Here is a 25,718-nt window from a genome sequence, read left to right on the forward strand (position 1 = left end):
GGTGCGCATCACTTCGCGCCAGGCGCCAGGTCGGCCGGGACGATCCTGCCATCGGCGATGCGGGTCAGGAAAACGGCCGTCGATGCCTGGTGGTCGTCTGGTCGCAGCGTCACCTGCAAGCCGCCGAGATCGAGCCGCTCGAAGGTTTCGAAACTCCGGATCAGGCGTTCGCGCGTGAGGTCCGCGCCCGTGCGGCGCAGCGCCGCCACCATCAGCGTGGCCGAGATGCAGCCCTCGAAACTCACAAACGACAGCCTGGCCGCCGGCACATGTTTGGCCAGCAGGTCGGCGCATTCGGCGGCGATGGGCAGCGTGCGTTCCCCGGGCAGCGGCACCACCTGCGAGATCAGGATGTTGTTGCCTTCCGTGCCCAGCAGTTGCAGCAGGCTGTCCGTGCCGACAAAGGACACCGTGGCCAGGGCCGCCTTCAGCTTGGCCTGGCTTGCCTCGCGCACGAACGCCGCCACCGGGGTGTAGGGGCCGGCCATGATGACCACCTGCAAGTCGTGGCCGATCAGGGCCGCCAGTCCCGCCTTGACGGCCGTGGTGCCGCGCTGGAAGGCGCCCTTGGCGACGAGTTGCATGCCGCGCCGCTGCAGGGCGCGCACGGTGCCGTCGAGCACGGCATTGCCGAAGCCATCGTCCTGGTACAGGACACCGAAGCGCTTGATGCCCCGGCTGACGAAATACTGCACCAGGGCATCGGACTCATCGTCATAACTGGCACGAAAGTTGATGATTTCATGCACCACGGGGCGGCGCAAGGTCATGGCGCCCGTAAACGCGCCCACCAGCGGTACCTTCATTTCCTGGACGATCGGTATGACGGCGTTGGTCGTGGGCGTCCCCACGTTGCCAAACAGGGCGAATACCTGTTTTTCCTCGACCAGCCTGAGTGTTTCGCTGATGGCCCGGTCCGGGTCGTAGCCATCGTCGGCGACCACCAGCTCGATGCTGCGGCCATGGATGCCGCCGCGCTGGTTTGCTTCCTGGAAAACGGCCGTCGCGCCATCGAGCATGGCCCGTCCCAGCCCGGAGGCCGCTCCGGTCTGGGCATTGACCATGCCGAGCCGGATGTGCGTATCGCTCACGCCCGGTTCGGCGGCATGCACTACGCCGGCCGCGACGGTGATAGCGAAGCAGCAGCATTCCGGGAAAAAGCGCGGGAAAAAGCGCATGAGCTACCTTTATTGAGGTTGACCGGTATCAACAGGTACGGGGTTGACAATGAGTATGGAGGAAATTGCCAACGCAAAACTCACACATAGTCACAGTTCCAAAGGCGCCTCAGGGAACGGGCATCCGCACCACCACCTTGCCACGCGCGCGGCCTTGCGCCAGGTAGGCCAGCGCCTGTTTCGCCTCAAGAAAGGGAAACACACTGTCGATGACGGGGCGGATGCTTCCCGCTTCGACCAAAGCGGCGATCTGTGCCAGCTGGCCGCCGTCGGGACGCACGAAGTGGAAGGCATAACTGGCGCCGCGCCGCCGCGCCAGGCCGATGATCTTGCGGCTGAGCAAACCAAACACCAGCTTCAGCACCACATTCATGCCGCGCGCGCGGGCGAAAGCGAGGTCTGGCGGGCCGATCAGCGAGACGATATGGCTGCCAGGCTTGACGATGCGCATGGCCTTTTCCAGGCCGTCGCCGCGCAGCGTGCCCAGCACGGCGTCGTAATCGCGCAGCACCTGCTCGAACGGCTGCCGCGTGTAGTCGACCACCTCATCGGCGCCCAGGCCGCGCACCAGTGCCAGATTCGCCGTGCTGGTGGTGGTGCCCACGCGGGCGCCCAGGTGCCTGGCCAGTTGGATGGCGAACGTGCCGATGCCGCCGGAGCCGGCCGGGATGAACACTTTCTGGCCAGGCCGCAGCTGCATGCGCTCATGCATGGCTTGCCATGCCGTCAAGCCCACCATGGGAATTGAGGCCGCTTGCACGAAATCGAGGTTCGCCGGTTTCAGTGCGGCCGCCTGCTCGGGCACGACGGCAAACTCGGCCAGGCTGCCGTATGGCGTGTCGAAAATACTCGCATACACGGCGTCGCCCACGTGAAAACGCGTGACGCCGCTGCCGACTTCCACCACCACGCCGGCCAAGTCGCTGCCCAGGGTGGCCGGCAAGCGCAGTTTCAAGATCGGCTTGAAGTCGCCGTTGGGGATCAGGTTATCGATGGGGTTGAGTCCCACGGCGTGCACCCGCACCAGCAGTTCGCCGGGGCCGGGTGTGGGGCGGGGCAGTTCGGCAAACGCCACATGATCGGAGCTGCCGTATTTTGTCAATTGCAAGGCTTGCATGATGTTCTCTCTGAATACTGTGAAATGCCGGCGTTCAGGCCAGGCGCAGGTCCTTGCGCAAGCCGGCGTCCAGCAGCGCGGCGGGCAGGAAACGGCGCATCAGGCGCAAGCGTGCCGCCAGCGGCCCGGCCGTGTAGCGTAGCTTGGGCTTGCTTGCCTGCGCCGCCGCCAAAACCGTGTCGGCCACGATGGCCGGGTCATCGGCGCTGGCCATCAGCGCTTGCAGCCGGCTGGTGACGGCCGCGCGCACTTGCCGGTAGGCGGCCAGCGGGGTATCGGGCGCCAGCAGGTTGGCTTCGAACGTGGTTTTCGTGTAGGCCGGTTCGATGACGCTGGCGCGGATGCCCCAGCCGCGCACTTCATGGTCGAGCGATTCAGTGTAGCCCTCGATGGCGTGCTTGGTGGCAGAATACAGCGCGCCGTAGGGCATGGGCAAAAAGCCCACGACGGAACCGATATTGAGGATGCGTCCGCCGCCCTGGGCCCGCATGTGCGGCAGCACGGCCAGGGTCATGCGCAGCACGCCATAAAAATTCGTGTCGAAGATGGCTTGTGCCTGCGCCATGCTGCTTTCCTCGGCGCCCGCCGGGGCCACGCCGAAACCGGCGTTGTTCACCAGCAGGTCGATGCGGCCTGCGCGCTGCATCACCTCGGCCACGGCGGCAGCGACAGACGCATCGCTGGTGACGTCGAGCGCCAGCATCGCATGGCCGGCTGCGGCTGCGCCCGCCTGGCTACCGCGGCGGCTGGTGCCGTACACCGTGTAGCCCGCTTGCGCCAGGCGCCGGGCCGTGGCCGCGCCGATGCCGGACGAGGCGCCGGTGACCAGGGCAATCTTGTTGTTCTTCATGGCAGTCCTTCAGTGGTTGATGGCATAAAATATGACGGTCGTCATATTGTTGTTTGAAAAAAAGCCCGGGACGGACCCGGGCCATGGGCGTTACGGCTGGTTTGTGTCTTGAAACTGCGCCAGGGTGGCCGCGCACAGCGCGTCCGACAGGGCCGGCTCGTCGACGGCGCGCGCCAGGATGGTGGCGCCGATCATGGCGCACACCGTCGCCATGGCTTGCGCGTGCGCTTCGGGCTGGCCCCAGTTGGGCATCTGGCGCGCGAACAGGTCGATCATTTCCTTGATGTGGATGGTGGCGGCGCGCCGCACCTCGGGCGCCTGGCGGGGCATTTCCGAACCCAGCGCCGAGACGGGGCAGCCCACCTCGATGGCGGCGATGTGTGCGGGCGACAGGTAGGCCGCCAGCATGGCCTGCAGCGCCTGGCCCGGCGGGGCGGCAGCCGCCACCCTGGCCGCCAGCGCCACCGATTCGGCGCCCGCGCGGTCGCCCGCTTCGGCCAGCAGCGCGTCGCGCGAGGCGAAGTGCGCATAAAAGCCGCCGTGCGTCAGGCCCGCTTCCTTCATGATGTCGGCCACGCCCGTGCCCGCATAGCCGCTGCGGCGGATGGCGCGCGTGGCCACCTCGACGATGCGTTCGTGGGTGGCTTCCTTGCGGCTTTGCGCCGATGGTTTCTTGGTAGATGAATTCTGCATGACGGTCATCATATCGCAATTTTCAACAGCGTGCACGCGAGGCGCTCAGGGCAGCTCAGAACAGCCCTGCCGTCCAGTCGGTAAATGCCCGCATCGCCGGGGAGAGAAAGCGCTGATGCGGGTAGAGCAGCGATACCGGCACGGGCGCCGGCCGCCTGTCGGCCAGCACCTCGACCAGTTCCCCGGCCTGCAGCTGGCCGCTTATGAGGATCTCGGCCAGCTGCATCAAGCCATGGCCGGCCAGGCCCAGCTCGATGTACAGCCCCGTTTCGTTGACGGCGACCGTGCCGGGAAGGGGAACGGCGATGCTGGTGCCGTCTTCGATGAAATGCAGGTCGCTGCCACGCCGCATGGTGCTGGAAAAGTAGTGGACGGCAAGGTGTCCCGGCAAATCCTCCAGGGTTGCGGGAACACCGTGTTCGGCCAGGTAGGATGGCGCTGCGCAAGTGATCCAGCGCAGCTCGCCCAGGCGGCGCGCGACCAGGGTCGAGTCTTCCAGGCTGCCGGTGCGGATCACGCAATCGACGCCTTCCTGTATCAAGTCCACCTGGCGGTCATTGACGCCGATCATCAGGTAGATATCGGGATAGCGCTGCTGGAATTGCGCCAGCTGCGGCAGGATCACGGCATGGGCAATGCCGCCAGGCATATCCACGCGCAAGCGTCCTTGCGGACGCTCGCTGGAACCTTGCAGGCTCGCTTCGGTGTCGGCGATCAGCTCGATGATCTCGCGGCAGCGGTGGAAGTAACGCTCGCCTTCCGGTGTCAGGCTGAGGTTTCTGGTGGAGCGGTTCAGAAGGCGCGTCTGCAAATGCTTTTCCAGCCGCTTGATGATGGCGGTCACCGACGATGCGGGCAAACCCAGGGTCTCCGCCGCGCGCACGAAACTCCTGCTCTCGACCACGCGAAGGAATACCTGCATTGCTTGTATGCGGTCCATGTCTTGTCTTCGTAGCAGTAGGGGAGACGGCACTATAACCCAATATTATTCGGATTTTCTGCATGGTGAAAACACACGGCGCTACTTTTTCCGCAGGTTTGCCTGCACTAGACTGTGTGCAACCCATTACCTATAGCAGGAATCAAGCATGCATTATCAAGCTCCTCAATTGCTGGCTCCGCTGGCACCAGCCCCGCACAAGATGCTGATCAAAGGCGCCACCCTCATCAGCATGGATGGCAAGGTTGGAAATTTGCCCAAGGGCGACATCCTGATAGCCGATGGCGTCATCGCCGCCATCGGCCAGAATATGCAAGCCGACGGCGCCGAAGTGATCGATGCCGCAGGGATGATCGCCATTCCCGGCATGGTCGATACTCACCGCCATGCCTGGGAAGGCCAGCTGCGCCGCATCAACCCGAATGCGGCAACGCTCGAGGATTATTGCAACGCCACGCATTTCTCGTTTGCCAAATACTACCGGCCCCGCGACATCTACGTGGGAAACCTGCTCACGGCCCTGGGCGCCATTGATGCCGGCATCACGACCGTGATCGACAACTCGCACAATAGCCGCACGGGGGCGCACTCCGATGCGGCGGTCGAAGCGCTGCTCGATGCGGGCATCCGGGCCGTGCACGCTTCGGGGGCACCCGTGTCGGGCGAGTGGGACAAGGCGCATTGGCCAGGTAACCTGGCGCGCCTGCAGGCCAAGTATTTTACGAATCCCGACAGCCTGGTGACGCTGGCCATGATGGCGCAGCTGGAACCGGAGCAGTGGGTCGTCGCCCGTAAACTGGGTATTCCCATCGTGACCGAGTTTTTTGGCGCTGGCATGGCGACCGAGCTGGCTGGACTGCACCGGCAGGGGCTGCTCGGCAGCGACAACATCTTCAACCACTGCACCTGCCTGCCGGAATCTGGCTGGCGCATCTTGCGCGAGGCAGGCGTGCGCGTCAATGTATGCCCGCGTTCGGATGCCCACTACGGTATCGAGGATGGCATGAACGCCTGGCAGGCGGCGCACCGGCACGGCATACGTCCCGGCCTCAGTGTCGACAACGAGACTTCGTATAGCGGCGACATGTTCATGGAAATGCGCGTGGCGTTCTACCTGCAGCGGGTGATGGGAAATTGCCAGGGACATCGCCAGGCCGCGCCCACCGATGCCTTCCGTTTGCTGGAAGCCGCCACGATAGACGGCGCCGCAGTGGCAGGACTGGAACAGCGTATCGGGAGTTTGAGGCCAGGCAAGCAGGCCGACCTGGTGCTGATACGCACCGGCGACCTCAATTTATATCCTGTGAATAATGCCATCGGTACCGTCGTGCATGCGGCTGAGCGCAGCAATATCGATACCGTCATCATTGGCGGGCGCGTGCGCAAACGCGGCGGCGTCGTGCAGGGCGTCGATCAGGCAAGGCTGCGCGCCGCGATCGACGAATCCTGTGGCCACCTGTTCAGTGCCGCCGCTTACGAGCCAGATCCGTTTGCTGAGTCGTTCGTACCGATACACCACGCGTAGGCAGCGCCATGTGAGCTCTGCCTACGCCGGTGTTTCAGTCTCAGGCCGGCTTGTGCTTGCCTGCCGAGTAACGGTTCCAGCCATAGCCGGTGACGATGATGGCCAGGATGGCCGCCTGCGCCAGTAGAGTTTCCATGGTCGGCAGGATGCCCAGCAGGTCGACGCGCATGAAGTCGACGGGGCTGACGCCGACCCAGCCCGCTTCTTGCAGCGCGGCCACGCCTTTGCCCATCAAAATCACGGCCAGCACGGCCACGAAGGCGGACGTCCACGAGAAGAACTTGCCGATAGGCATGCGGGCACTGGTGCGCAGCAAGGCCCAGGCGATCACGACCAGCAGCACGATGGCCACCAGGAAGCCGCCCAGCAGGGCGCCGCCATTGCCGTCCGCCGCCAGGGCGGAATAGAACAGCACGGTTTCAAACACTTCGCGGTAGACGGCGATGAAGGCAAGAGCGAACAGGCCCCAGGCGGAGCGGCGCGTCATGGCCGCCGTGAGTTTCTCGTGCAGGTATTCCTGCCAGCGCCCGGCGCTGCTCTTCTGGTGCATCCACAAGCCCACGCTGAGCAGGACCAGGGCCGCAAACACGGAACCAAGACCCTCGCTCACTTCCCGGCTGGCGCCGCTGATGGTCACCAAATACGTTGCCGCCACCCATGTCAGGCCGCCCGCCACCAGCGCGCTGATCCAGCCGCCATGCACGTAGGGCATGACATCGTTGCGCTTGGCCTTGCGCAGGAAGGCGATGATGCCGATCACGATCAGCAGCGCTTCCACGCCTTCGCGCAGCAGGATCGTCAGGGCGCCTATAAAGGTCGTCATCGGCTCGGCCTTGGCGTCGCCCAGTTCCGCTTCCACGTGGGTAAATAGTTGCTGCAGCTTGTCGCCCGCCGCTTCGGCGTCGGCCACCGTGCCCTTGGCAACGGCGGAACGGTAGGCCAGCATGGCGTTTTCCACGGCCAGCAGCAGGGATTTGTTACGCGCGCCGACCATCGGCTCGATCGGCTCGAAACCGTCCAGGTAGGCTGACAGGCCCAGGCGCGTGGCGCCCGCGCGGTCGCCCGCGTGCATGGCGGCCAGGCTTTCGGCCAGGCGCAAACGCGACAGGGCCAGGCCGGCCGGCTTGTGCGCCTCGGCCTTGTCAGCATGGCTGCGCAGATACGCCGTCAGCGCTTTGGCCACGTCCGCGCCCAGCTTGGCGGCCACGGCTTCCTGCGTCAGGGTCGTCACAGCGGCCAGGTCCGCATACAGTTTTTTGCTGCGCGGATCGTCCTGCCACAGCTTTTCGCCGCGCGCAATTGCCGCCGCATCGTGCGACATGCCGCCGATATAGAAGGCCAGATCCCAGCGTTCGTTCTCGGACCGCTGGCCGAAACTGGCCATCGACGTGCCCGCCACGCCTTGCGAAATGACCTGGTACAGCGCCATCACGCTGCGCGACTGCGCCCGTTCGCCATCCGTGAAGGCGATCGGTTTCGGTTCCAGACTGGCCGCCAGCGGACCGTCGCCGCCACCGGCCACGCCGTGGCAGGAAGCGCACTGGGCCGCATACAGGGCCGCGCCGCGCATCAGGTTGGGCAGCACTTTCGGCGCCACGGGAATCGGGTAGGCGGCGATCAGCAAGCCGTTCGCGTGGTGCGCCAGGCGCTTGACTTCCACGCCGTCGGCCTTGGCCACGACGGCTTTGCGCAGGTCGGCGATGGCGGCGGCGATGGCCGCCTGCGAGGTGTGGGCGGGCAGGGCGGCGATCTGTGTCGTCGCGTTGTCGCTAAAATCGAGCATTTCCGCGTATTCCGCTTCGCTGACCACCTTGCCGTGCTCGACAGCGCCGCTGTAATCGACGGCCACATAATCAATCAATTGCCACAATTGCTTGGCACCGGCGCCAGGATCGGCCACTTGCGCCTGCGCGCCACCGGCCATAAGCAGGCTGAGGCTGAGGCTGGCAGCGACGAGCGGATAGCAGGCGAGCCATTTCTTCACTTTAATGAACATGATTCTCATTCTCATTTCTTGTTAACCCGGCGACTATAGGACAGACCGTGCGGGGTGTCAACGGCGCACGGCAGCGCGCGGGCGCAAACGGCGCCGCCCTGGTCAAGAATACTGACCAGGGCGGCGTGTTTGGGAAATGGAGCGAGATGGATTGAGGGCTACTGCTTTGATGGCGGTTTGGCGTACAACCCCCTGGCCAGGCTGCTGTCCGCATCGTTCACTTGCAGGCCGCCCTTGACGACGCGCAAGGCCAGCTTCTGGAATGCCTGGCCCCTGAGCCACCTGGCGTCGGTGACGGCGAAGGCGGCGAGGCGTTGCTGCGCGCGCTCGGGCGGCACGGCCAGCCATTGATAGTCGGCTGTCGAGCCCTGGCGGCGCAAGCCGGCGCGCACCCAGCGCTCCGACGCCGGCATGCGCACGATGGCGTCGCCGTTCGCCACGCTGACGGCCGTGGCCGTCTTGCCGCTGTGCGCTTCGAATTTTACCTCCACGCCGGGCATCGGTCCCACCTGGGGAAAGCCGACGATGGCCACCCACTGGCCCGCTTCGGCGGGTTTCCGGATGCGCATTTCCGCTTCCTCGAACACGCGGAACTGCGGCTCCTTGCCGCCATTGCCCGCCACCAGGGTCACTGTGTCGCCGGCAACGCGCCACTCGCCGCTGGCTTGCTCGTCGGTATTGCCATAACTGAGCATCCATTCGAACGTGCCATCCTTTTTCAGCAGCAGTTCGGAGCCCGTTTCCATGACGCCTTGCAGGTAATAGTGCCCGGGCAAGGCGGACGCGGCCGGCTCGGCCGCGCTGGCGGGAGCGGCGCAGGCGAGGGTGGCGCAGGCCAGCCAGCAAGCAAGAGACATTTTCATCGGTGTGTCCTTTGTAATATGCAATTATGGCAACAAAAATGTAATTGCCGTCGCACGACACACCGGCGCAGTTGGCACTCTGCTCAGGCGTAAATCAATTACCGCTGAAATCGAGCACCACGCGCGAGGCCACCTTGCCATGCTCCAGACGGCTGAAGATCTCATTGATGGCCGACAGCGGCTGCAATTCGATCCCGGCCTTGACCTTGCCGGTGGCGGCAAAGGCCAGCGCCTCGGCCATGTCCTGGCGCGTGCCCACGAAAGAGCCGCGTATCGTCACGCAATTGGCGACGACGTCGAACAGCGGCGTCGGGAAGTCCCCCGGCGGCAAGCCGACCAATACGCAGGTGCCGCGCTTGCGCGTCATCGCCACGCCTTGTTGGAAGGCATCGATCGACGGCGCCGTGATCAGCACGCCGTGGGCGCCGCCCCCGGTCGCTTCGCGCAGGGCCGCCACGGGGTCGCCCTGGCGCGCGTTGATGGTCACTTCGGCACCGAGGGCGCGCGCGTGTTCGAGCTTGCCTTCATCGATGTCGACGGCCGCCACGCGCAAGCCCATGGCCACCGCATATTCGATGGCCAGGTGGCCCAGGCCGCCGATGCCGGACACGGCCAGCCACTGGCCCGGCCGCGCGCCCGTTTCCTTGATGCCCTTGTAGCTGGTCACTCCGGCGCAGATGATGGGTGCTGCCTGCACGGCGGACAGCCCGGCTGGAATATGCGCGACGTAGCGCGGGTCGGCCAGGATGTATTCGGCAAAGCCGCCATTTTTGGTGTAGCCGCCGAACTGCGCCTCGGCGCACACGGTTTCCCATGCTGCCAGGCAATGTTCGCAATGGCCGCAAGCCGAGTAGAGCCAGGGCACGCCGACCCGGTCGCCCAGCTGCACCTCGGTCACGCCCGTGCCCATGGCGACCACCAGGCCGATGCCTTCGTGGCCGGGAATGAACGGCGGTGCAGGCTTGACGGGCCAGTCGCCGCGCGCCGCATGCAAGTCCGTGTGGCACACGCCGCAAGCTTCCGTCTTGACGAGGATCTGGCCGGGGCCGGGCACCGGCACGGGGACGTCGCGCAGCACCAGGGGCTGGCCCAGTTGTTCGACGACGGCGGCTTTCATGGTAGTGGGGATCATGTTATTCCTTATGGAGTTGGAGTGGCGTCAGTCGCGCGCCCTGCCATGGGCTGTTCAACAGACACTTGCGAATGATCATATTCTGCTGCATGCAATTCGAAAATTGATTGATCTACATCAATGTGTGAGCGCACGGTGCCTAAAACTTCAAGCGCAGCGACTCGCGTGCGAAAATCGCCAGCCAGACCGGCGTTGCTATCCCGGTCCGTGGCGTGCGCCTACGCCACCTTGCTCACCACGTAGCGGTACTTGCCCGACGCTTCCGCCGCGATCTCGTCGACTTCCTCGATGGCGATGTCCACCTGCGCGCCCAGCCTGGCCTGGAATCCGGTGACGATGGTGCTGCGCGTGGCGTCGTCCAGGCGCGCCACGCAGACCAGCAGCACGCGCGTGCGCAGCAGGCTTTCCTGGATGATTTTAAAACTGCGCACCTGCGGCAGTTCGCGCACGATGTAGACGAGGGCCAGGCCGTGCATGACGGTGCCGTCGACGGCCGTGAGGAAATCCGTGCTGCGCCCTTCAATCTTGTGCAGCAGGGGCAAACCGCGGCCGCAGGCGCAAGGCTGCGTGCCCAGCGCGCCCACGTCGCCCGTGGCGTAGCGGATGAACGGATAGTCCCGCGTGGCCAGGTGGGTGACGACGATGTCGCCCGTGGCCCCTGGCGGCAGCGGCTGGCCATTGCCATCAAGGATTTCCACGATGATGTCTTCGGCCGTGATGTGCATGCCGCCGTCCGGGCATTCGTGGGCGATGAAGCCCGCGTCACGCCCGCCGTAACCATTGGCCACGGGGCAGCCGAAGGCGGCGGCGATCTGCGCGCGCTGCTCGTCGTACAGGCGCTCGGCCGTGACGAACGCCACTTTGACGCCCAGGCCGTCGAGCGGCAAGTCGCGCGCGCTGGCATGGCTGGCGATGCGGCACAGCGCGGACGGGTAGCCGAACAGCATGCGTGGACGCCAGCGGCGCAAGTGCTGCACGTAGCCATCGAGGCGCGCGGGCGACATGGCAAACGCGGGAAGCAGGGTAGTGCGCAGCAGCGCATCGCGCAGGCGGCGCAGGCGGTCTTGCGCCTGCAGCTCGATGGGCGAGCCCCACAAGACGGCTTCGCGGTCGCCGATATCGACGCCCCACCAGCGCGTGGCGCGCCACTTGGCCGCGATGTCGTGGCTGACCCTGCGCCGTCCGAGGAAAAACTGCAGCGGCTCGCCGCTGGAGCCGCCCGTGGCGAACGGGCGTAAACCCACGGCGCGGGCCGACTTGAAGCTGTCGCGCGCGCCAGCGATATCAGCCTTGCGCAGCAGCGGCAGGCGCGCCAAATCGGCCAGTTGCCGCACCTGTTCCGGGTCGAAGCCGCTGCTGGAAAACAGTGCACGGTAGTAGGGCACGTGCGCGCCCGCGTGGCGCAGCAGCGCGCGCAGGCGCGCCAGCTGCCACTCTTCCAGTTGCTGGGCGCTCCACCACTGCGAGCGTTCCAGCCGGCGCAGCAGGCGTACGCTGTGGTGGCCCTTGAGCCATTCATGCAGGGGAAACAGCCAGCGGGCCACGCAGCGCGTGTAGGCGCCCGGGCGCGGCGCGGCGCGGATGCGGCGGTAATGCACGGCCAGGCCGGGCGCGATGCCGGGCCAGCCGAAAGTGGCGGCGTGCGCCAGGCCCGCGTCTGCCAGCGTTTGCGCGCGGCTCGGGTCGCGCAGCAGCGCCAGGATGGCCTGCGCCATGGCGGCCGGATCGCCGGGCGGCACCAGCAGCGCCGTCACGCCGTCCTGCAGCAGGGCGGGGATGCCGCCCACATTGGTGCTGACGATGGGCACGCCGCAGGCCAGTGCTTCGAGCACGGAAATGGGCATGTTGTCGGCCAGGCTAGGATTGAGGACGATGTCGCTGGCCTGGTACAGGGCCGGCATGGCGGCATTGTCGACGGGGCCGGCAAAGCGCACGGCAGCTTCCACACGCAAGGATCTGGCCAGGCGTGCCAGCGCCGCGCGCTGCGGTCCGCCGCCGGCCAGCACCAGGCGCGCCCCGGGATAGCTTGCACGCACGAGGGCAAAGGCGCGCACGGCGCTGGCGTTGTCGTATAGCGCTTCCAGGTGGCGCGCCACGAGGATGCACGGGCCAGCATCGCCAGTCGCACGCGGCGCAACCCTTGTAAAACGCTGCAAGTCCACCACGTTCGGCACGATGTGGGCCGTATGGCCATATTGTTCGAAAATGCCGGCCAGGTAGGCCGAGGGCACGACGATGGCGCTGGCGCGGCGCAGGCTGAATGCCACCAGGCGCGGCGAACGGGCAAAAAAGGCGGCCGCTTCGCCGCCCCGGTAGTTGAGCAGGGCCGGCTTGCCTTTCAGGCTGGCGATCCACAATGCCGGCGCCGCGTGCAGATGCCAGGACCAGCCGGAATTGGCCATGATGTGGAACAGGTCCACCGTATTGGCCGTACGCCACAGGCGCCACAAGTGCACGGGCAGGCGCAGCGCCGCGCGCAGGTAGCGGATGCGCTCCAGCCAGGGTGGTAGCATGGGGCCGTTGATGGCCAGCAGCTGCACTTGCGCGCCGTCGTCGCGCAGCTTGCGCGCCAGTTGCGCCGTCTGGTTCGCCATGCCGCCGGCCGGCGGCGGCAGCGGGCCGACCAGGGCGATGCGCAAGCCAGAGAAGATCATGGCGCCACTCCCGCCACCCTGCGCGCCGCGGCCAGGCGCGCATACACGGGCGCATAGCGGCCCACGCTGGCGCTCCAGCTGCGCTCCGTCTCGACAAAGGCGCGTGCCTGGCGCCGCAGCGCCGCGCAGCTGGCGGGCGCCAGCAGCAGGTGCAATACCGCCAGCGCCAGCGCTTCGGCGTCGCCGGCGCGAAACAGCATGCCCGTCTTGCCATGGTCGACCAGTTCGCGGTGGCCGCCCACGTCGGACGCCACCACCAGGCGGCCCTGCGCCATCGCCTCCAGCGGTTTCAAGGGCGTCACCAGTTCCGTCAGGCGCATGGGCAGGCGCGGATACACGCAGATGTCGACCAGCTGATAATACGCGGCCACCTGCGCATGCGGCACTCTGCCCGCGAAGACCACGGCGTACTCGATGCCCAGCTGTGCCGCCAGCGCGCGCAGCGCCGCTTCCTGCGGGCCGCCACCGGCCAGCAGCAGCCGCAATGCCGGCTGCGCCGCCAGCAGGCGCGGCATGGCGCGCAGCAGCAGCGCCAGTCCCTCGTAGGCGTAGAACGAGCCGATGAAGCCGATCACAGGATGGCCATCCAGACCCAGCGTGCGTGCCAATGCCGGGTTATCAGGGGCCTTGAAGGCGCCCGCATCGACGGCGTTCGGGATCACCGTGATTTTATGCGCGGGCACGCCGCGCGCGCACAGCTCGCGGCGCAAACCGTCGCAGATGGTGGTGACGGCGTCGGCGCGGCGCAGCGCATAGGTTTCCAGCGCCCGCGTGAGCCGGTAGCGCAAGCCACCGGGTCGGCTGCTGCCATGGTCGGCGGCCGCGTCTTCCCAGAAGGCCCGCACTTCATATACGACGGGAATGCCCAGCGCGCGGCCCGCATTGAGGGCGGCGATGGCATTCAGGGCGGGCGAATGCGCATGCAGGATGTCGGGCTTGAGGCGTTGCGCCAGCTGGCGCAGGCGTACGGCCAGGCCGAGGATGACGGCCACTTGCCGCAGCACGGGCAGGCGCGCCCACCAGCGTGCATTCGGCGCCGTGCGGTAAAAATGCCAGCCGTCGACCAGCTGCTGCGCGCTGTCGGACGGCCCCTGTTTGGCGCTCGTGAGTTGCGTCGTGTGCCAGCCCAGCATCCGCTGCTGGTGCAGGATGGCCAGGGTGCGAAACGTGTAGCCGCTGTGCAGGGGCAGCGAGTGGTCGAGGATGTGCAGGATGCGCATGGATTTACTCCATGGCCATGGCTGGCGCGGGCGCCGGCGCCAGGCGGCCATCGACGGGCAGCACCTGGCGCAAAAAGGCCTCGAACATCAGCAGCGCCCACAGGGGCGCGCTGTAGTCGCGCCGCCCGCTGGCATGCTGCTCGAGCAGCAGGCGCACGTAGTCCATGTCGAACAGGCCGCATTGCGCCAGGGTGGGGCCCAGCAGGCGCTGGTGCAGGCGCTGGCGCAGCGGGCCGCGCAGCCAGTCGGCCAGCGGCACCGAAAAGCCCATCTTCTGGCGGTACAGCAGGGTGTCGGGCAGCAGCGGGCGCAGGGCTTTTTTCAGCAAATACTTGCCTACACCGCGCCGCAGCTTGAAGTGCGGCGGCAGGCCGGACATCCAGGCCACCAGTTCATGGTCGAGCAGCGGCGAGCGCACTTCCAGCGCATGCGCCATGCTGGCCCGGTCTACCTTGGTCAGGATGTCGCCGGGCAGATAGGTTTTCAGGTCCAGGTACTGCACCTGCGACAGCGGATCTTGCGCGGGGCTGGCCAGTGCGTGGCGGCGCAGCACTTCGACGGCGCGGTAGCCGTGCAGGCTGCGCCGCAGCTCGGGGCTGAACAGGCGCGCGCGCATGGCGTCGCCCAGCAGGCTGACGCCGTGAAAATACGCATCCGTCGTGTCGCGCGCCAGGCCTTCGAAGGTGGTCTTGGCGCGCAGGAAGCGTGGCGCCCAGTCGGCCTTCGGGTACAGCCGCCCCAGGGTGCCGAACAGCGACTGGCGCAGGCCGGCCGGCAGCAGCGGGTCCATCGCCTTGCGCACTTTTTCTTCGCGCGTGTGCAGGCGGTAGCGCCGGTAGCCGGCCAGGCTTTCATCGCCGCCATCGCCCGACAGGGCCACCGTGACCCTCTGGCGCGCCAGCTGGCAGACGCGGTACGTGGGCATGGCGGAACTGTCGGCGAACGGTTCGTCGTACAGATTGGCCAGCAGGTCGATCAGTTCGAAGTCGTCTTGCTCCACCTGGCGCGCGTGGTGCGCCGTGGCGTAGCGGCGCGCCACGAGGTCGGCGTAGCGCGCCTCGTTCCAGGCCGGGTCGCCGAACGAGATCGAGCAGGTGTTGACGGGCGTGGCGCTGGCCCCGGCCATCAGCGCCACGACGGCGCTCGAATCGACGCCGCCGGAGAGGAAGGCACCGAGCGGCACTTCGGCCACCATGCGGATGCGCACCGCTTCGCGCAGGCGCGCCAGCAGTTCGTCGGCCGCCTGCGCCTCGCTGGCGGGCGGATTGGGCGTGAATGGAATGTCCCAGTACGCTTGCGGCGCGGGCAGCGGCTGGCCGGCGCGAATCGACAGGGTATGCCCGGGCGGCAGCTTGCGCGCGTGCTGGAAGATGCTGCGCGGCTCGGGCACGTAGCCGTACGCGAAATACTCTTCCACTGCCAGCGGATCGAGCGTGCGCGGCATGGCCGGATGCGCGAGCAGCGCTTTGAGTTCGGAGCCGAACAGCAGGGTGCCATCCTGCGCCTCGCCGTAGTACAGCGGTTTCACGCCCAGGCGGTCGCGCGCCAGGAACAGCAGGTGGCGCCGGCGGTCCCACAGGGCGAAGGCGAACATGCCGCGCAGGCGTTGCACGCATTGTTCTCCCCACTGTTCCCAGGCGTGGACGATGACTTCCGTGTCGCTGCTGGTGCGGAACTGGTGGCCGAACTGGCGCAGTTCGGCCATCAGGCTGCGGTAATTATAGATTTCGCCATTGAAGACGATGGCGATGCTGCGGTCGGCGTTGAACAGCGGCTGCTGGCCGCTGGCCAGGTCGATCACGGACAATCGCCGGTGCGCCAGGCCCAGTCCCGGCTCGCGGTGCAGTCCCCCTTCGTCCGGTCCCCGATGGCGCAGGCTGTTGTTCATGCGCGCCAGCAGCAGCACGTCGATGTCGCGCTGGCCCTGCAAATCAAAGATGCCGCTGATGCCGCACATGGGAGGCCTTTCAGGGATAAGTGGACAGGGGAGAGGGCTGGCGCGCGCCCGTCAGGCGGTCGTACACGGCCAGGTAGGCGCCGGCCATGGCGGGCAGGCTGTGCTCGGCCAGCACCTGGCGCCGCCCGCGCGCGCCGTGGCGCGGGCCCAGTTCGGGCATGCTGTAGTAGTCGAGCATGGCGTCGGCCAGCATCTCGGCAGAACCGGGTGGCACCAGGGTGCCGCTCCAGCCCGACTGCACCAGTTCCGCATTGCCGCCCACCTGCGTGGCGACGATGGGCAGCCCCGTCGCCATCGCTTCGAGGATGGTGTTCGAACTGCCTTCGGCCAGCGAGGGCAGCACGAACAGATCCATGGCGCGCAGCAGCTGCGCCACGTCGTCGCGCGCGCCGGGCAGCCAGGCCAGATGGGCCACGCCGGCCTGCTGCAGCTGCTCCAGGCACGCCTGGCGGTACGGCCCGTCGCCGACGATGATCAGGCGCAGGCGCGCGCGGGCACCCGGCTGCGCCAGCAACAGCAGGAACGCCCGCACCAGCGAGGCATGGTCCTTGACGGCGGCCATGCGGCCCACGCTGCCGATGACGAAGGCGCCGTTGCACAGGAAGCCGGGCGGCCCGACGGCGGCCGGCGGCCCCAGGCGGGGATGGAATTGCACGCTGTCGACGCCATTGCCGATGTGCGATACCTGTGCGGGCGCCGCGCCGATGCTGTCCACCAGCCATTGCCCCAGGTCGGCGCTGACGGCAATGAAGTGCTGCACCAGCGGCAGCATGCATTTGCGCAGCAGCCGGTATTTGCGGCGGGTGCCGTGCAAGTCGCTCATGTCGCGCCCGTGTTCGCCATGCACGCGCAGGCGCACGCCGGCAAGGCAGGCCAGCAGTTGCGCTTCGAGGCAGCCCAGGTTGCGCGTGTGCACGAGTGCCGGGCGCAGCTGTTTCAGTACGCGGTACAGGCGCAGGTAGTGGCGCCAGTCCTTGCCTTCGCGCTTGTCCAGGCTGATGACGTCGACACCGGGCGTGGTCAGGCGCTGGCGAAACGCGGTGGCGTTCTTCAGGCAGACGATGGCGTGCCGGTAGCGTTCGGGCGGCAGATGGTTGATCAGGTTCACCAGGCCGTTTTCCAGCCCGCCCACGTCGAGCTGGTGGATCACGTGCACGATCAGCGGGGCGGTGCTGGCCGCTTCCGTGCCGCCGGCATCGAGGTCAAGGGCCATGCGGCAGCTCCTGCAAGCGTTGTTCGATGACGGGCAGCGCCGCCTGCAGGAAGGCGTGCAGGCGCGCGCGCGGCGGCGGCGCCAGCTCGTCGTAGGCGGCAAAGACGAGGATGTCGGCGCCATCCTGCCGTCTGCCCAGCAGCTTGGCTTGCGCCAGCAGCAGCTTGACCAGCACGGGCCGCGCCGTAATGATGCCGCCCTGGCGGTAGACGCGCCACACCAGCAGGCGTTCGCCACCGCGCCCCAGCACGCTTTCGCGCACGGCCAGGGCGCCGCCGGCCAGGGTGATGTCTTGCACGCGCTGGGCCAGCGCCATCCAGCGCGCGCCGTATGGCGAGGACTGGTGTGTCAGCAGTTCGGCATCGCGCGCCTGGCGCGCATACCAGTGCAGTTGCAGTCCCACGGGCGCGCCGCTGCCGGTCTGGCGGGCATACGTGGCGGCAAACCGCGCGGGCGTGCCCGCATACGGCGCCTGCCAGGCTGGCGCCGCATCGTGCAGGCGCTGCCAGGCGGGCGGATCGGGCAAGGCCAGCACAGCGGGGGAAGCGGGCGCCGCTGCGCCATCCTGGCGCTGGCTGGCCAGGGCCAGCGCCGGCCACAGCGCCGCCAGCAGCAGGCAAGCCAGGCTGGCGCGCACGACGGCGTGCGGGCTGGCGCCGGGCCCGGCGGCGAATGGCACGGCGCGCGCCAGCGGCAATTCGTGCCAGCGCGCGGCCAGCCAGAACAGCAGCAGTACCACCAGGCCGAAGAACAGCCAGCCATAGATCAGATGGTCGACGCCCACGGCCAGGCGCATGTTGCTCAGGTGGCCCAGCATCACGATCAGGTAGGCGCGCACGCCATTGGCGAGGATGGGCACCAGCAGGGCGGCGGCCATGACGGCCAGGCGCCGCCGCGCGCTGTGGCAGTGCACATGGGCGTACAGGGCGCCCAGGGCCAGCGCGGCAATCAGGTAGCGCAAGCCGCTGCACGCTTCCACTACCGACCAGTTACCGGTAGGCAGCGAAAAATTGTTGCCATCGCGAAACACAGGTACGCCCGTCCATTGCAGCGCGGTGACCGTGAAGGCGGCCGTGAAGTCGATCAGGGGATCGAGGAAGACTTCGCCAAACGGCACGGCCAGGAACAGATACGCGAGGGGAAAGGCCAGCAGGCGCACGGCCGGCCAGCCGAGGATGGCCAGCATGCAGGCTGGCAGCATGGCCGTGGCCGCATATTGTTCCACCACGGGCACGTTGGCGGCGTCGGCCAGCAGCCAGGCCAGGCCCAGCGCCCCCAGCAGCAGCAAGCCTTGCCACGACGGCTGGGGCGCCAGCGCAGCCAGGCGGGCGCGCTGGCGCCAGGCCAGCCAGCAGCTGATGGGCACGATCAGGAAACCGTGCGCAAAGGTTTGTGAACGCGACCACAATTCCAGCATCGACCAGAAGGTGGCGTGGTACAGCAGCACGATGGCGGCCAGGGCCAGCAGCAGGATCGCCAGGGCTTGCTGCTGGCCCTGCGCATGCGGCAGGATGGCCGCGTCCGGCATGCGGGCCACCTGGTCGAGCTGCAAGCTCATGTGGATGGCTCCCGCACGGGCAGCGTCGGCATGGCAGCAGTGCTGGCTCCAGCACCAGCCTCGGCCTCGGCCTCGGCCGGCAGGCCCAGCATGGCGCCCAGGCCGCGCAGATTGCGTTCCCAATTGTAATCCTGCAACACCAGCTGGCGCGCCGCCGCGCCGATGGCCGCGCCGCTGCCTTCGGCACCACCGCCCCGGGCGTTGCGCAGCACGCGCGCCGCATGGTGGATGAATTCGGCGTCGTCGCGCGCCAGCAGCAGTTCCAGGCCCGGCTGGGCGGCGATGCCTTCCAGCGCTTGCGGTGTGGCCAGCACGATCTTGCCCATCGCCATCGCTTCGAGCACCTTGTTTTGCACGCCACGGGCGATGCGCAGCGGCGCCACGGCCAGCGCCGCGCCAGCCAGATAGGGCCGGATGTCGGGCACCTTGCCCGTCACCACCACGCCGGCCACCCTGGCCAGCGCCGTCACGGCGGGCACGGGCGCGCTGCCGACGATATAAAACTGCAACTGAGGAAACTGGCGCCGCAGCGCGGGCCAGACGTGGCGCACGAACCATTGCACGGCGTCGATGTTGGGCCAGTAATCCATGGCGCCCGTAAATACCAGCGCCTGCACGCCGGGCGGATAGATTGCACTTTGCGCCGGCATCGGCGCGAAATAGTTCGTGTCGACGCCGTTATTGAAAAATCCCGTCTTGCGCCGCGCCATCGGCGCGCACTGGCGGAACAGGGCCGCTTCGGCGGGCGAGACGAAGCTGGCGGCCGTAAACTGCTGGGCGATATGGCGCTCGTACTGCAGCAGCAGTTGCGCTTCGCGCCGGTACAGCAGCGACAGGGGCCAGGGCTTGCTGTCGCCGTACTGGCGCCATTTGTCGGAATCGACGTCGACGAAATCGATCACGCGGTGCAGGGCGCGGCCCGCGCTGCCGTCGATGTATTGCGCCATGGGCCCGGAAAAGGCCAGCGCATGGCGCACCTTGCCGCTAGATAATAAGCCATCGACCCATTGCAGCAGGCGCGCATCGCGGTAGTATTGCACGCTCATGGCTTGCCGCGACAGCAGCGCCTGCAGGGCGCGCCAGCGGGCCGTGCCGCGCCGCAGTTCAATGAAGCGCGTGCTGGCACACAGGGCGGCCACGGTTTTCGTATGCTGCCAGTCGTCGTCATCGTCGATGAAACAGCCCAGGTGCACGCGGAAATGCCGGCTCAGGTACTGCAGCATGTGCCACGAGCGTATCTTGTCGCCCTTGTTGGGCGGATACGGCAGGCGGTGGGTGAGGAAGAGCAGTTCGCGCATGGTGTATCCCCTTGCTTAGCCCAGTTGCCGCACGATGTGCGGCCCCAGCAGGTTAGCCAGCGGCAGCGGCAGGCGGCGCCAGGCGCGGATGAACAGCGCGTATCTGGGATTCAGAGGATTGACTTCCGGCAAGGCTGTGGCACGCACCAACTGGTAGGCGTACGGCAGCGGCTGCGGCGTAAAACCCCAGTTCTTCTTGAAGTCCCAGGCCCCCGTACCGAGCTTGCTGCGGCCGAAATCGAACAGGCGGCAGCCGCGTTCGCAGGCGCGGCGCATCGCTTCCCAGTACATGAAGTCGTTGGCGCCCGTGCTGCGCGCCAGCGGCGTGCCGCCGCCGTAATACGGCAGCACTTCATCGCGGAAATAGAACAGCAGCACGCTGGCCTGCGCCTGCTGGCCGTGATATACGGTGAGGATCTCGCAATCGGTGCCGAAGACCGTGCGCAGCAGGGCAAAATGGCGGCGCGCGAAGACGGGCGTGCCCAGCCGGTGCACGCTCGCCGCATAGATCGGGTAAAAGCGCTGCAAGTCATAGTCGATGGCGCTGTGCAGGCCGCCCGCCATGGCCTTGCGCACGACGGCGCGCTGCTTGCGCGGTATCGCCAGCAAGTTCTGTTCGGCATCGGGATGCAGGGGACGGCGGAAGGTTGCGTACAGCGGTTTGTGCAGCCAGGTTGGGCCCGGGTTTTCTTGCGCATTTCCTTCCACCTCGCGCCAGCGGTATTCCAGGTGCCCCACGCCGAGACGCCGGGCCAGCGCCTGCGCCGCTTCGTCGAGAGCCAGTCGCACGGCCGGGCTGCCGCCGGCGATGCCGCCGTACACGCAAAACGGCAGCGAGACGAGGGACGAGCCGAACAGTCGGCTGCGCACATGCGCCAGCGGCAACACGGCGGCGATGCGCCCGTCCTGTTCCGCGTACAGGAAATGGCTGTCGTGTTTAAAACCTTGCTGCAGGATGGTGTGCCAGCCGGCGCGGTGAAAGAAGGTGGCGTCGGGACAAGCCTCGACAAAGGCATCCCAGCGTGCATGCTCGTGCGCCTGCAGGGACCGCACGGCAATGGCGGCGCTGGACGGTGCCCGGTCGGCAGGAAGGCTGGCCTCGTGCATCATGTGCTTTCCAAAAAAATACGGTCCATGCGGTCCCAGGTGAAGTCGGCCGTCAGGCGCGCCAGCCGCGCTTCCATGCGCCCCAGGTTCAGGTAGTGGCGAAAGCGCGTTTTCGCGCTCAGGCCCGGCGGGCGCGGCTGGCCGGGATCGAGTTCCCAAGGATGAAAGTAGAATATGCCAGCTTGCCCGTCGCGCGAATTGATGCGTCGCAAAAGCCAGCGCGACAGTGCATACGGCATCAATCTGAAGTAACCGCCGCCGCCGGCCGGCAGATTGCGCCCGCGCACGCGCACGGTGCTGACGGGCAATTCCAGCATGCCGTGCGGCCCGCGTGGGCGCCAGGCGAAACGCGGAGCATCGGGCATGCCGTAATGGTCGTGGCGGATCGGATAGATGCTGGAACTGTAGCGGTAGCCCGCTTCCTGCAGCACGTCGAAGGCCCACAGATTGGCCGCGCCGATGGAAAAACTGGGCGCCCGGTAGCCGTGCACGGGCAGCCCTGTCAATTGCTCCAGGATGGTCTTGCTGCGGTGCACATCGTCGGCGAACTGGGCGGCCGACTGGTCGCAGGCGCGCAGGTGCGCATAGCCGTGGCTGGCCACCTCGTGCCCCGCGCCGGCCACGCGGCGCAGCATGGCCGGATAGCGCTCGGCGATCCAGCCCAAGGTAAAAAAGGTGGCGTGGATGCGCCGGCGTTCCAGCAGCAGCAGGATGCGCTCGATGTTCGCCTCGACCCGGCATTCCAGACGGGGCCAGTCGGCGCGCGCGATGTGCGGCGCGAAGGCGGACACCTGGAAATAATCTTCCACGTCGATGGTCAGCGCGTTGCGTAAAACCACAGGCGGCGTCATGGCGTGCCCCGGCGCGCCGCCAGCCAGGGCGCGATCACGGCGGCGATGCGCTCGGCTGCGTGGCCATCCCACAGCGGTGGAATGCGGCCCCGCTTGCCGCCCGTCTCGAGGATGGCGCGCGCCAGCGCCAGGATGGCGGTCGGGTCAGTGCCGGCCAGGGTATTCGTGCCGGCGCTGACGGTGACGGGGCGCTCCGTATTGGCGCGCAGGGTCAGACAAGGCACGCCGAGGGCCGTGCTTTCTTCCTGGATGCCGCCGGAATCGGTCAGCACCAGGCGCGCGCCCTGCATCAGGCCCAGCATTTCCAGGTAGCCCAGCGGCGGCAGGCAGACGATGGCCTGGCGCGCCAGCAATGGTTCCAGGCCCGCCAGGCGCAAGCCGGCCAGGGTGCGCGGGTGGATGGGGAACAGCAGCGGCAGCTGGCATGACAATTGCCCGAGCGCCTGCAGCAGCGCTTGCAGCTGCGCCGCATCATCGACGTTCGACGGCCGGTGCAAGGTCAACAGGCCATACGCGGGCGGACAGGCGTGGCCGTGCGCGCGCAGGGTGGCGGCGGGCTTGACTGCGCGCGGCAGTTGCTGGCGCAGGCTGTCGATCATGACGTTGCCCGTGAAATGGATGCGTTCGGGGGCGATGCCTTCGCGCAGCAGGTTGGCGCGCGCGCTCTCCTCGCTGGTCAGCAGCAGATCGGACAATTGATCCGTCAGCACGCGGTTGATTTCCTCGGGCATGCGCCGGTCGCCGCTGCGCAGGCCCGCCTCGACGTGGATCACGGCAATGTTCCGCTTGGCCGCCACCAGCGCGCACGCCAGGGTCGAATTGACGTCGCCCACCACCAGCACGGCATCGGGCGCCAGCGGCGGATGCGTGTCGAGCACGGCGTCGAAGCGGCGCATGATCTCGGCCGTCTGCTGCGCGTGGTTGCCGGAGCCGACGTCGAGGGCGATGTCGGGCGCGCGCAGGTCCAGATCCGTAAACAGTTGGCTATTCATGGCCGTGTCGTAGTGCTGGCCGGTATGCAACAACGTCACGCGCACGGTGGGCGCCTGGCGCGCCAGGGCGGCCAGGATGGGCGCCATTTTCATCAGGTTGGGGCGCGCGGCCACCACGCACAGCAGGTGCGCGGGCGCGGCGGACGCAAGCGAGGGGTCGGACATTGCAGCCTCCTTAGAATTGCATGGTGAGCGTGGCGCTGACGCCGTTTTCGCGGTAGTTGCCGCCCCGGTTGCTGGCGTGCCGCATGTGCCGCACATCGATGCTGGCCGTCATGTTCGGCTGCAGGACGCGGCTGTAGCCGGCCGTCACGGTGATGTTGTTGTCGCGCCGGGGCACGCTCAGCGAGCGCACGCCGGCGTAGCCGGCATTGACATTCACGCTGGTGCGCGAATTGGCTTGCCAGCTCCAGCCCACGTTGGCGCCGACCTGGCGCGTGCGGTCTTCGCTGCCGAACTCCATGCCGGGTAGCAAGGCGCTGTCGATGCCGCTGGCCGTTTGCGCAGTGCGGTCGACGGCCGTGACGCCGGCGACTAGCGTGCTTTTGGCCGTGGCGCGCGCCATCGTCAGCTTCAGCTGCTTTTGCAGGAAATAGCGGTGGCTGAAGTAATTGATGGCGCCCCGTTCCGGCCCCAGGCTGTTGGCGTAGCGCAGGAAGGCATTGATGCGCAAGCGCCTGTCGCGCGCGTTGGGAAAGATGCCGCGCCATAATTGATCGAGCAGCTGGCCCGCGTCGCGGTCGCCCAGGCGCGCAAACTGCGTGGGCATGGTGGTGATGTCTTCGCTGTAGCTCAGTTGCCAGTTGGTATGGCGCTGCAGGAAGTTGGCATCGAGGCTGTAGGTGGTGCCAAAAAAGCGCTTGCCCGTGCTGAAAGCCAGGCTGGTGCGCGGCGACGGTGTCCACACGCCGCCCAGCGACCAGAAGCGGCCTTCCGGCGCCTTGCCGTTGCTCGATATATAGCCTTCCTTCTCCATGCCGCCGCTGGCCGTGGCCGCCCATTTTCTGCTGAACGGATAGCGCAGGCCCACGCTGCTGCGCTGCATGCGCACGGGCGCCAGCTTGCTGTCCTGCGTGCGGCGCACATCGTGGCTGGCGTTCCAGGACCAGCCGCTGCCGCGCGGCTCGCCGCTGAGCAGCAATTCCATCTCATCGCTGTGCACGGAAAGCAACTCGCCGCCGCTGGCTACCGTATTGCGCGTGTAGCGCAGCTCGGCCGTGGCCAGGCCGCGGAAGCGGTGGCGCAGGTAGGGGCTGATGCTGGTGGTGCGTACCGTGCTGGTATTGTCCGTGTCGGGCAGATCATCGATCAGTTGCGGGCCGAACGGCGAGAGGTTGCGTCGGCTCACGCTGGCGTTGGCATCGATGAAGAACCAGTCCTGCACCAGCTCGGCGTCGGCTGCGGCATGCAAGTCGTGGTTGTCGCTATTGCCGCGCTGCCCCGAGAGGTATTTGTGCCAGCTGTAATCGAGGTTTACGCGCAGGCGCGGGCCCGTGCCGATGAGGGCGATGGCGGGCGCGATTTCCGTGATGAAGTCCGCTTGCGCCTTGCCGGGCGGCGCGCGCAGCGCATTGTCGGTATAGCTTTCACGCAGGCGCAGCGACGGTTTCACCAGCCAGTCGACGGCAAAGGCCGGCAGGGGCAGCAGCAAAGATAGCAAAGGCAGCAACGGCGGCAGCGCCAGCGGTAGCGACACCCGGCGGCTAGTCGTAATAGCCATAGCCGTAGTAGTCGTTGCCGGGGAACGATTTGGTCTTGTTGTAGATCAAATGTATGTGTTCGCACGAGTCGATCTGGCGCAGCGCTTCCTTGACGGCGTGCTGGGTCGTCGTTTCCGCCTCGACCACCATCACCACTTGGCCCATCTGCCCCACCAGCGCGTGCGCTTCGCTGGTAATGAGCAGGGGCGGCGAATCGAAGACGACGATGCGGTCGCTATAGCGGCTGGCGATTTCGGCCAGCAGCCGGCTCATGGCCCGGCTGGCCAGCAATTCCGTCGCGTGCTTGTTGCTGCGCCCGGCAGGCAGGATGCGCAGGTTGGCCACGTTGGTTTTCAGGATCACGTCCCCCATCGCCAGCTGCGGGTCGAGCAGCACGTCCATCAGTCCAGGCTCGGGCGGCAGGCCCAGCACTTTCAGCACGGACGGGCGCGCCACGTCCGCGTCGACCAGCAGCACCGTGATATCCATTTCCATGGCGATGCTCATGGCCAGGTTGACGGCGCAATACGTCTTGCCTTCGCCGGGCATGGCGCTGGTGACGACGATCAGGTTGCCGTGGCGGATGGCCTCGGCGCCGCTGGCGCGCGCCTGGCGCAGCAGCGGGCGCTTGATGATGCGAAAATCTTCGGCCACCGAACTGCGCCCGCCTTCCTGCGTGAGCATGCCTTGCTCCGCCAGGCGGGCCAGGTTCAGGGGGCGGTACTGGGGGGCGGCGGCCGCCGCCGCGCCATCCGCATCATCCGCACCATCCGCAACATCTGGACCATAAGCCACGCTGGCCTCGGCCACGCCCAGGATCGTGGGTTCCTGCTTGCCGCTGTCCTTGCTGCTCATCGTCGCTCCCTTGGTGGCT

The 25,718-nt window shown here is 67.1% G+C and carries 20 protein-coding genes; 1 reads left to right on the forward strand and 19 read right to left on the reverse strand.

Annotated features, from left to right (window positions below):
- Positions 1-8 precede the first annotated feature (8 nt).
- The 5 genes from CLU93_RS24715 to CLU93_RS24735 all read right to left on the reverse strand — a co-directional run bounded on the left by CLU93_RS24715 (position 9) and on the right by CLU93_RS24735 (position 4,778).
- On the reverse strand, positions 9-1,178 hold the full coding sequence (locus CLU93_RS24715; protein ID WP_099763750.1) for an ABC transporter substrate-binding protein: 1,170 nt from the start codon (positions 1,176-1,178) through the stop codon (positions 9-11).
- Positions 1,179-1,287: 109 nt separating this feature from the next.
- The gene (locus CLU93_RS24720; RefSeq protein ID WP_099763751.1) at positions 1,288-2,295 is read right to left on the reverse strand and encodes an NADP-dependent oxidoreductase; all 1,008 of its coding nucleotides are present in this window, start codon (positions 2,293-2,295) and stop codon (positions 1,288-1,290) included.
- 34 nt (positions 2,296-2,329) lie between these two features.
- Positions 2,330-3,145, reverse strand: a complete 816-nt coding sequence (locus tag CLU93_RS24725) for an oxidoreductase (RefSeq protein ID WP_099763752.1) — start codon at positions 3,143-3,145, stop codon at positions 2,330-2,332.
- Between the two features lie 90 nt (positions 3,146-3,235).
- Positions 3,236-3,850, reverse strand: coding sequence for a TetR/AcrR family transcriptional regulator (locus tag CLU93_RS24730; protein WP_099763753.1), 615 nt, complete (start codon positions 3,848-3,850; stop codon positions 3,236-3,238).
- A gap of 43 nt (positions 3,851-3,893) precedes the next feature.
- On the reverse strand, positions 3,894-4,778 hold the full coding sequence (locus CLU93_RS24735) for a LysR family transcriptional regulator (RefSeq protein ID WP_099763754.1): 885 nt from the start codon (positions 4,776-4,778) through the stop codon (positions 3,894-3,896).
- A 148-nt stretch (positions 4,779-4,926) separates the two neighbouring features.
- Between CLU93_RS24735 and CLU93_RS24740 the strand changes: the two genes are divergently transcribed.
- Complete coding sequence (locus CLU93_RS24740) at positions 4,927-6,303, forward strand: amidohydrolase family protein (protein WP_099763755.1); 1,377 nt, start codon at positions 4,927-4,929, stop codon at positions 6,301-6,303.
- Between the two features lie 40 nt (positions 6,304-6,343).
- On the opposite strand, the gene CLU93_RS24745 is transcribed toward CLU93_RS24740, so the two are convergent.
- The 14 genes from CLU93_RS24745 to CLU93_RS24810 all read right to left on the reverse strand — a co-directional run bounded on the left by CLU93_RS24745 (position 6,344) and on the right by CLU93_RS24810 (position 25,699).
- On the reverse strand, positions 6,344-8,299 hold the full coding sequence (locus CLU93_RS24745) for a cytochrome c/FTR1 family iron permease (RefSeq protein ID WP_099763756.1): 1,956 nt from the start codon (positions 8,297-8,299) through the stop codon (positions 6,344-6,346).
- 158 nt (positions 8,300-8,457) lie between these two features.
- A complete protein-coding gene (locus CLU93_RS24750; protein WP_099763757.1) occupies positions 8,458-9,162 on the reverse strand; it encodes a hypothetical protein in 705 nt (234 codons plus the stop codon).
- A gap of 94 nt (positions 9,163-9,256) precedes the next feature.
- Positions 9,257-10,291, reverse strand: a complete 1,035-nt coding sequence (locus CLU93_RS24755; RefSeq protein ID WP_205704624.1) for a zinc-dependent alcohol dehydrogenase — start codon at positions 10,289-10,291, stop codon at positions 9,257-9,259.
- 221 nt (positions 10,292-10,512) lie between these two features.
- The gene (locus CLU93_RS24760; RefSeq protein WP_099763759.1) at positions 10,513-12,948 is read right to left on the reverse strand and encodes a glycosyltransferase; all 2,436 of its coding nucleotides are present in this window, start codon (positions 12,946-12,948) and stop codon (positions 10,513-10,515) included.
- A complete protein-coding gene (locus CLU93_RS24765; protein WP_099763760.1) occupies positions 12,945-14,168 on the reverse strand; it encodes a TIGR04063 family PEP-CTERM/XrtA system glycosyltransferase in 1,224 nt (407 codons plus the stop codon). Before CLU93_RS24765 ends, CLU93_RS24760 begins: the two co-directional genes overlap by 4 nt.
- A 4-nt stretch (positions 14,169-14,172) precedes the next feature.
- Positions 14,173-16,125, reverse strand: coding sequence for an XrtA/PEP-CTERM system amidotransferase (locus CLU93_RS24770; RefSeq protein ID WP_099763761.1), 1,953 nt, complete (start codon positions 16,123-16,125; stop codon positions 14,173-14,175).
- A gap of 10 nt (positions 16,126-16,135) precedes the next feature.
- Positions 16,136-17,338: a TIGR03088 family PEP-CTERM/XrtA system glycosyltransferase gene (locus CLU93_RS24775; RefSeq protein ID WP_099763762.1), complete on the reverse strand. Its 1,203-nt coding sequence runs from the start codon at positions 17,336-17,338 to the stop codon at positions 16,136-16,138.
- A complete protein-coding gene (xrtA, locus tag CLU93_RS24780; protein WP_099763763.1) occupies positions 17,328-18,896 on the reverse strand; it encodes an exosortase A in 1,569 nt (522 codons plus the stop codon). The genes CLU93_RS24775 and xrtA overlap by 11 nt, the downstream gene beginning before the upstream one ends.
- The gene (locus CLU93_RS24785; protein WP_099763764.1) at positions 18,893-20,194 is read right to left on the reverse strand and encodes a TIGR03087 family PEP-CTERM/XrtA system glycosyltransferase; all 1,302 of its coding nucleotides are present in this window, start codon (positions 20,192-20,194) and stop codon (positions 18,893-18,895) included. Before CLU93_RS24785 ends, xrtA begins: the two co-directional genes overlap by 4 nt.
- Before the next feature lie 15 nt (positions 20,195-20,209).
- Positions 20,210-21,301, reverse strand: coding sequence for a FemAB family XrtA/PEP-CTERM system-associated protein (locus CLU93_RS24790; protein WP_099764589.1), 1,092 nt, complete (start codon positions 21,299-21,301; stop codon positions 20,210-20,212).
- Positions 21,301-22,152 (reverse strand): XrtA system polysaccharide deacetylase, encoded by an 852-nt coding sequence (locus CLU93_RS24795; protein WP_099763765.1) that lies wholly within the window; start codon positions 22,150-22,152, stop codon positions 21,301-21,303. Before CLU93_RS24795 ends, CLU93_RS24790 begins: the two co-directional genes overlap by 1 nt.
- The gene (gene wecB / locus CLU93_RS24800) at positions 22,149-23,309 is read right to left on the reverse strand and encodes a non-hydrolyzing UDP-N-acetylglucosamine 2-epimerase (RefSeq protein ID WP_099763766.1); all 1,161 of its coding nucleotides are present in this window, start codon (positions 23,307-23,309) and stop codon (positions 22,149-22,151) included. Before wecB ends, CLU93_RS24795 begins: the two co-directional genes overlap by 4 nt.
- 10 nt (positions 23,310-23,319) lie before the next feature.
- Positions 23,320-24,864, reverse strand: coding sequence for a TIGR03016 family PEP-CTERM system-associated outer membrane protein (locus tag CLU93_RS24805; protein WP_099763767.1), 1,545 nt, complete (start codon positions 24,862-24,864; stop codon positions 23,320-23,322).
- Entirely contained in the window at positions 24,848-25,699 is an 852-nt protein-coding gene (locus tag CLU93_RS24810; protein WP_099763768.1) for an XrtA-associated tyrosine autokinase, read from the reverse strand. The genes CLU93_RS24805 and CLU93_RS24810 overlap by 17 nt, the downstream gene beginning before the upstream one ends.
- Positions 25,700-25,718 lie beyond the last annotated feature (19 nt).

It is taken from the genome of Janthinobacterium sp. 35 (assembly GCF_002754575.1).
Lineage (GTDB): Bacteria > Pseudomonadota > Gammaproteobacteria > Burkholderiales > Burkholderiaceae_D > Janthinobacterium > Janthinobacterium tructae.

Excerpts from the sequence above, each read along its gene's own strand:
- CLU93_RS24750 (WP_099763757.1), bottom strand. The coding sequence starts at position 9,162 with ATGAAAATGTCTCTTGCTTGCTGGCTGGCCTGCGCCACCCTCGCCTGC.
- CLU93_RS24805 (WP_099763767.1), bottom strand. The coding sequence starts at position 24,864 with ATGGCTATTACGACTAGCCGCCGGGTGTCGCTACCGCTGGCGCTGCCG.
- CLU93_RS24810 (WP_099763768.1), bottom strand. The coding sequence starts at position 25,699 with ATGAGCAGCAAGGACAGCGGCAAGCAGGAACCCACGATCCTGGGCGTG.
- CLU93_RS24795 (WP_099763765.1), bottom strand. The coding sequence starts at position 22,152 with ATGACGCCGCCTGTGGTTTTACGCAACGCGCTGACCATCGACGTGGAA.
- CLU93_RS24715 (WP_099763750.1), bottom strand. The coding sequence starts at position 1,178 with ATGCGCTTTTTCCCGCGCTTTTTCCCGGAATGCTGCTGCTTCGCTATC.
- CLU93_RS24745 (WP_099763756.1), bottom strand. The coding sequence starts at position 8,299 with ATGTTCATTAAAGTGAAGAAATGGCTCGCCTGCTATCCGCTCGTCGCT.
- CLU93_RS24730 (WP_099763753.1), bottom strand. The coding sequence starts at position 3,850 with ATGATGACCGTCATGCAGAATTCATCTACCAAGAAACCATCGGCGCAA.
- CLU93_RS24765 (WP_099763760.1), bottom strand. The coding sequence starts at position 14,168 with ATGCGCATCCTGCACATCCTCGACCACTCGCTGCCCCTGCACAGCGGC.
- CLU93_RS24790 (WP_099764589.1), bottom strand. The coding sequence starts at position 21,301 with ATGCACGAGGCCAGCCTTCCTGCCGACCGGGCACCGTCCAGCGCCGCC.
- CLU93_RS24735 (WP_099763754.1), bottom strand. The coding sequence starts at position 4,778 with ATGGACCGCATACAAGCAATGCAGGTATTCCTTCGCGTGGTCGAGAGC.
- xrtA (WP_099763763.1), bottom strand. The coding sequence starts at position 18,896 with ATGAGCTTGCAGCTCGACCAGGTGGCCCGCATGCCGGACGCGGCCATC.
- CLU93_RS24775 (WP_099763762.1), bottom strand. The coding sequence starts at position 17,338 with ATGGCCCTTGACCTCGATGCCGGCGGCACGGAAGCGGCCAGCACCGCC.
- wecB (WP_099763766.1), bottom strand. The coding sequence starts at position 23,309 with ATGTCCGACCCCTCGCTTGCGTCCGCCGCGCCCGCGCACCTGCTGTGC.
- CLU93_RS24760 (WP_099763759.1), bottom strand. The coding sequence starts at position 12,948 with ATGATCTTCTCTGGCTTGCGCATCGCCCTGGTCGGCCCGCTGCCGCCG.
- CLU93_RS24770 (WP_099763761.1), bottom strand. The coding sequence starts at position 16,125 with ATGTGCGGCATCAGCGGCATCTTTGATTTGCAGGGCCAGCGCGACATC.
- CLU93_RS24785 (WP_099763764.1), bottom strand. The coding sequence starts at position 20,194 with ATGCGCGAACTGCTCTTCCTCACCCACCGCCTGCCGTATCCGCCCAAC.
- CLU93_RS24720 (WP_099763751.1), bottom strand. The coding sequence starts at position 2,295 with ATGCAAGCCTTGCAATTGACAAAATACGGCAGCTCCGATCATGTGGCG.
- CLU93_RS24740 (WP_099763755.1), top strand. The coding sequence starts at position 4,927 with ATGCATTATCAAGCTCCTCAATTGCTGGCTCCGCTGGCACCAGCCCCG.
- CLU93_RS24725 (WP_099763752.1), bottom strand. The coding sequence starts at position 3,145 with ATGAAGAACAACAAGATTGCCCTGGTCACCGGCGCCTCGTCCGGCATC.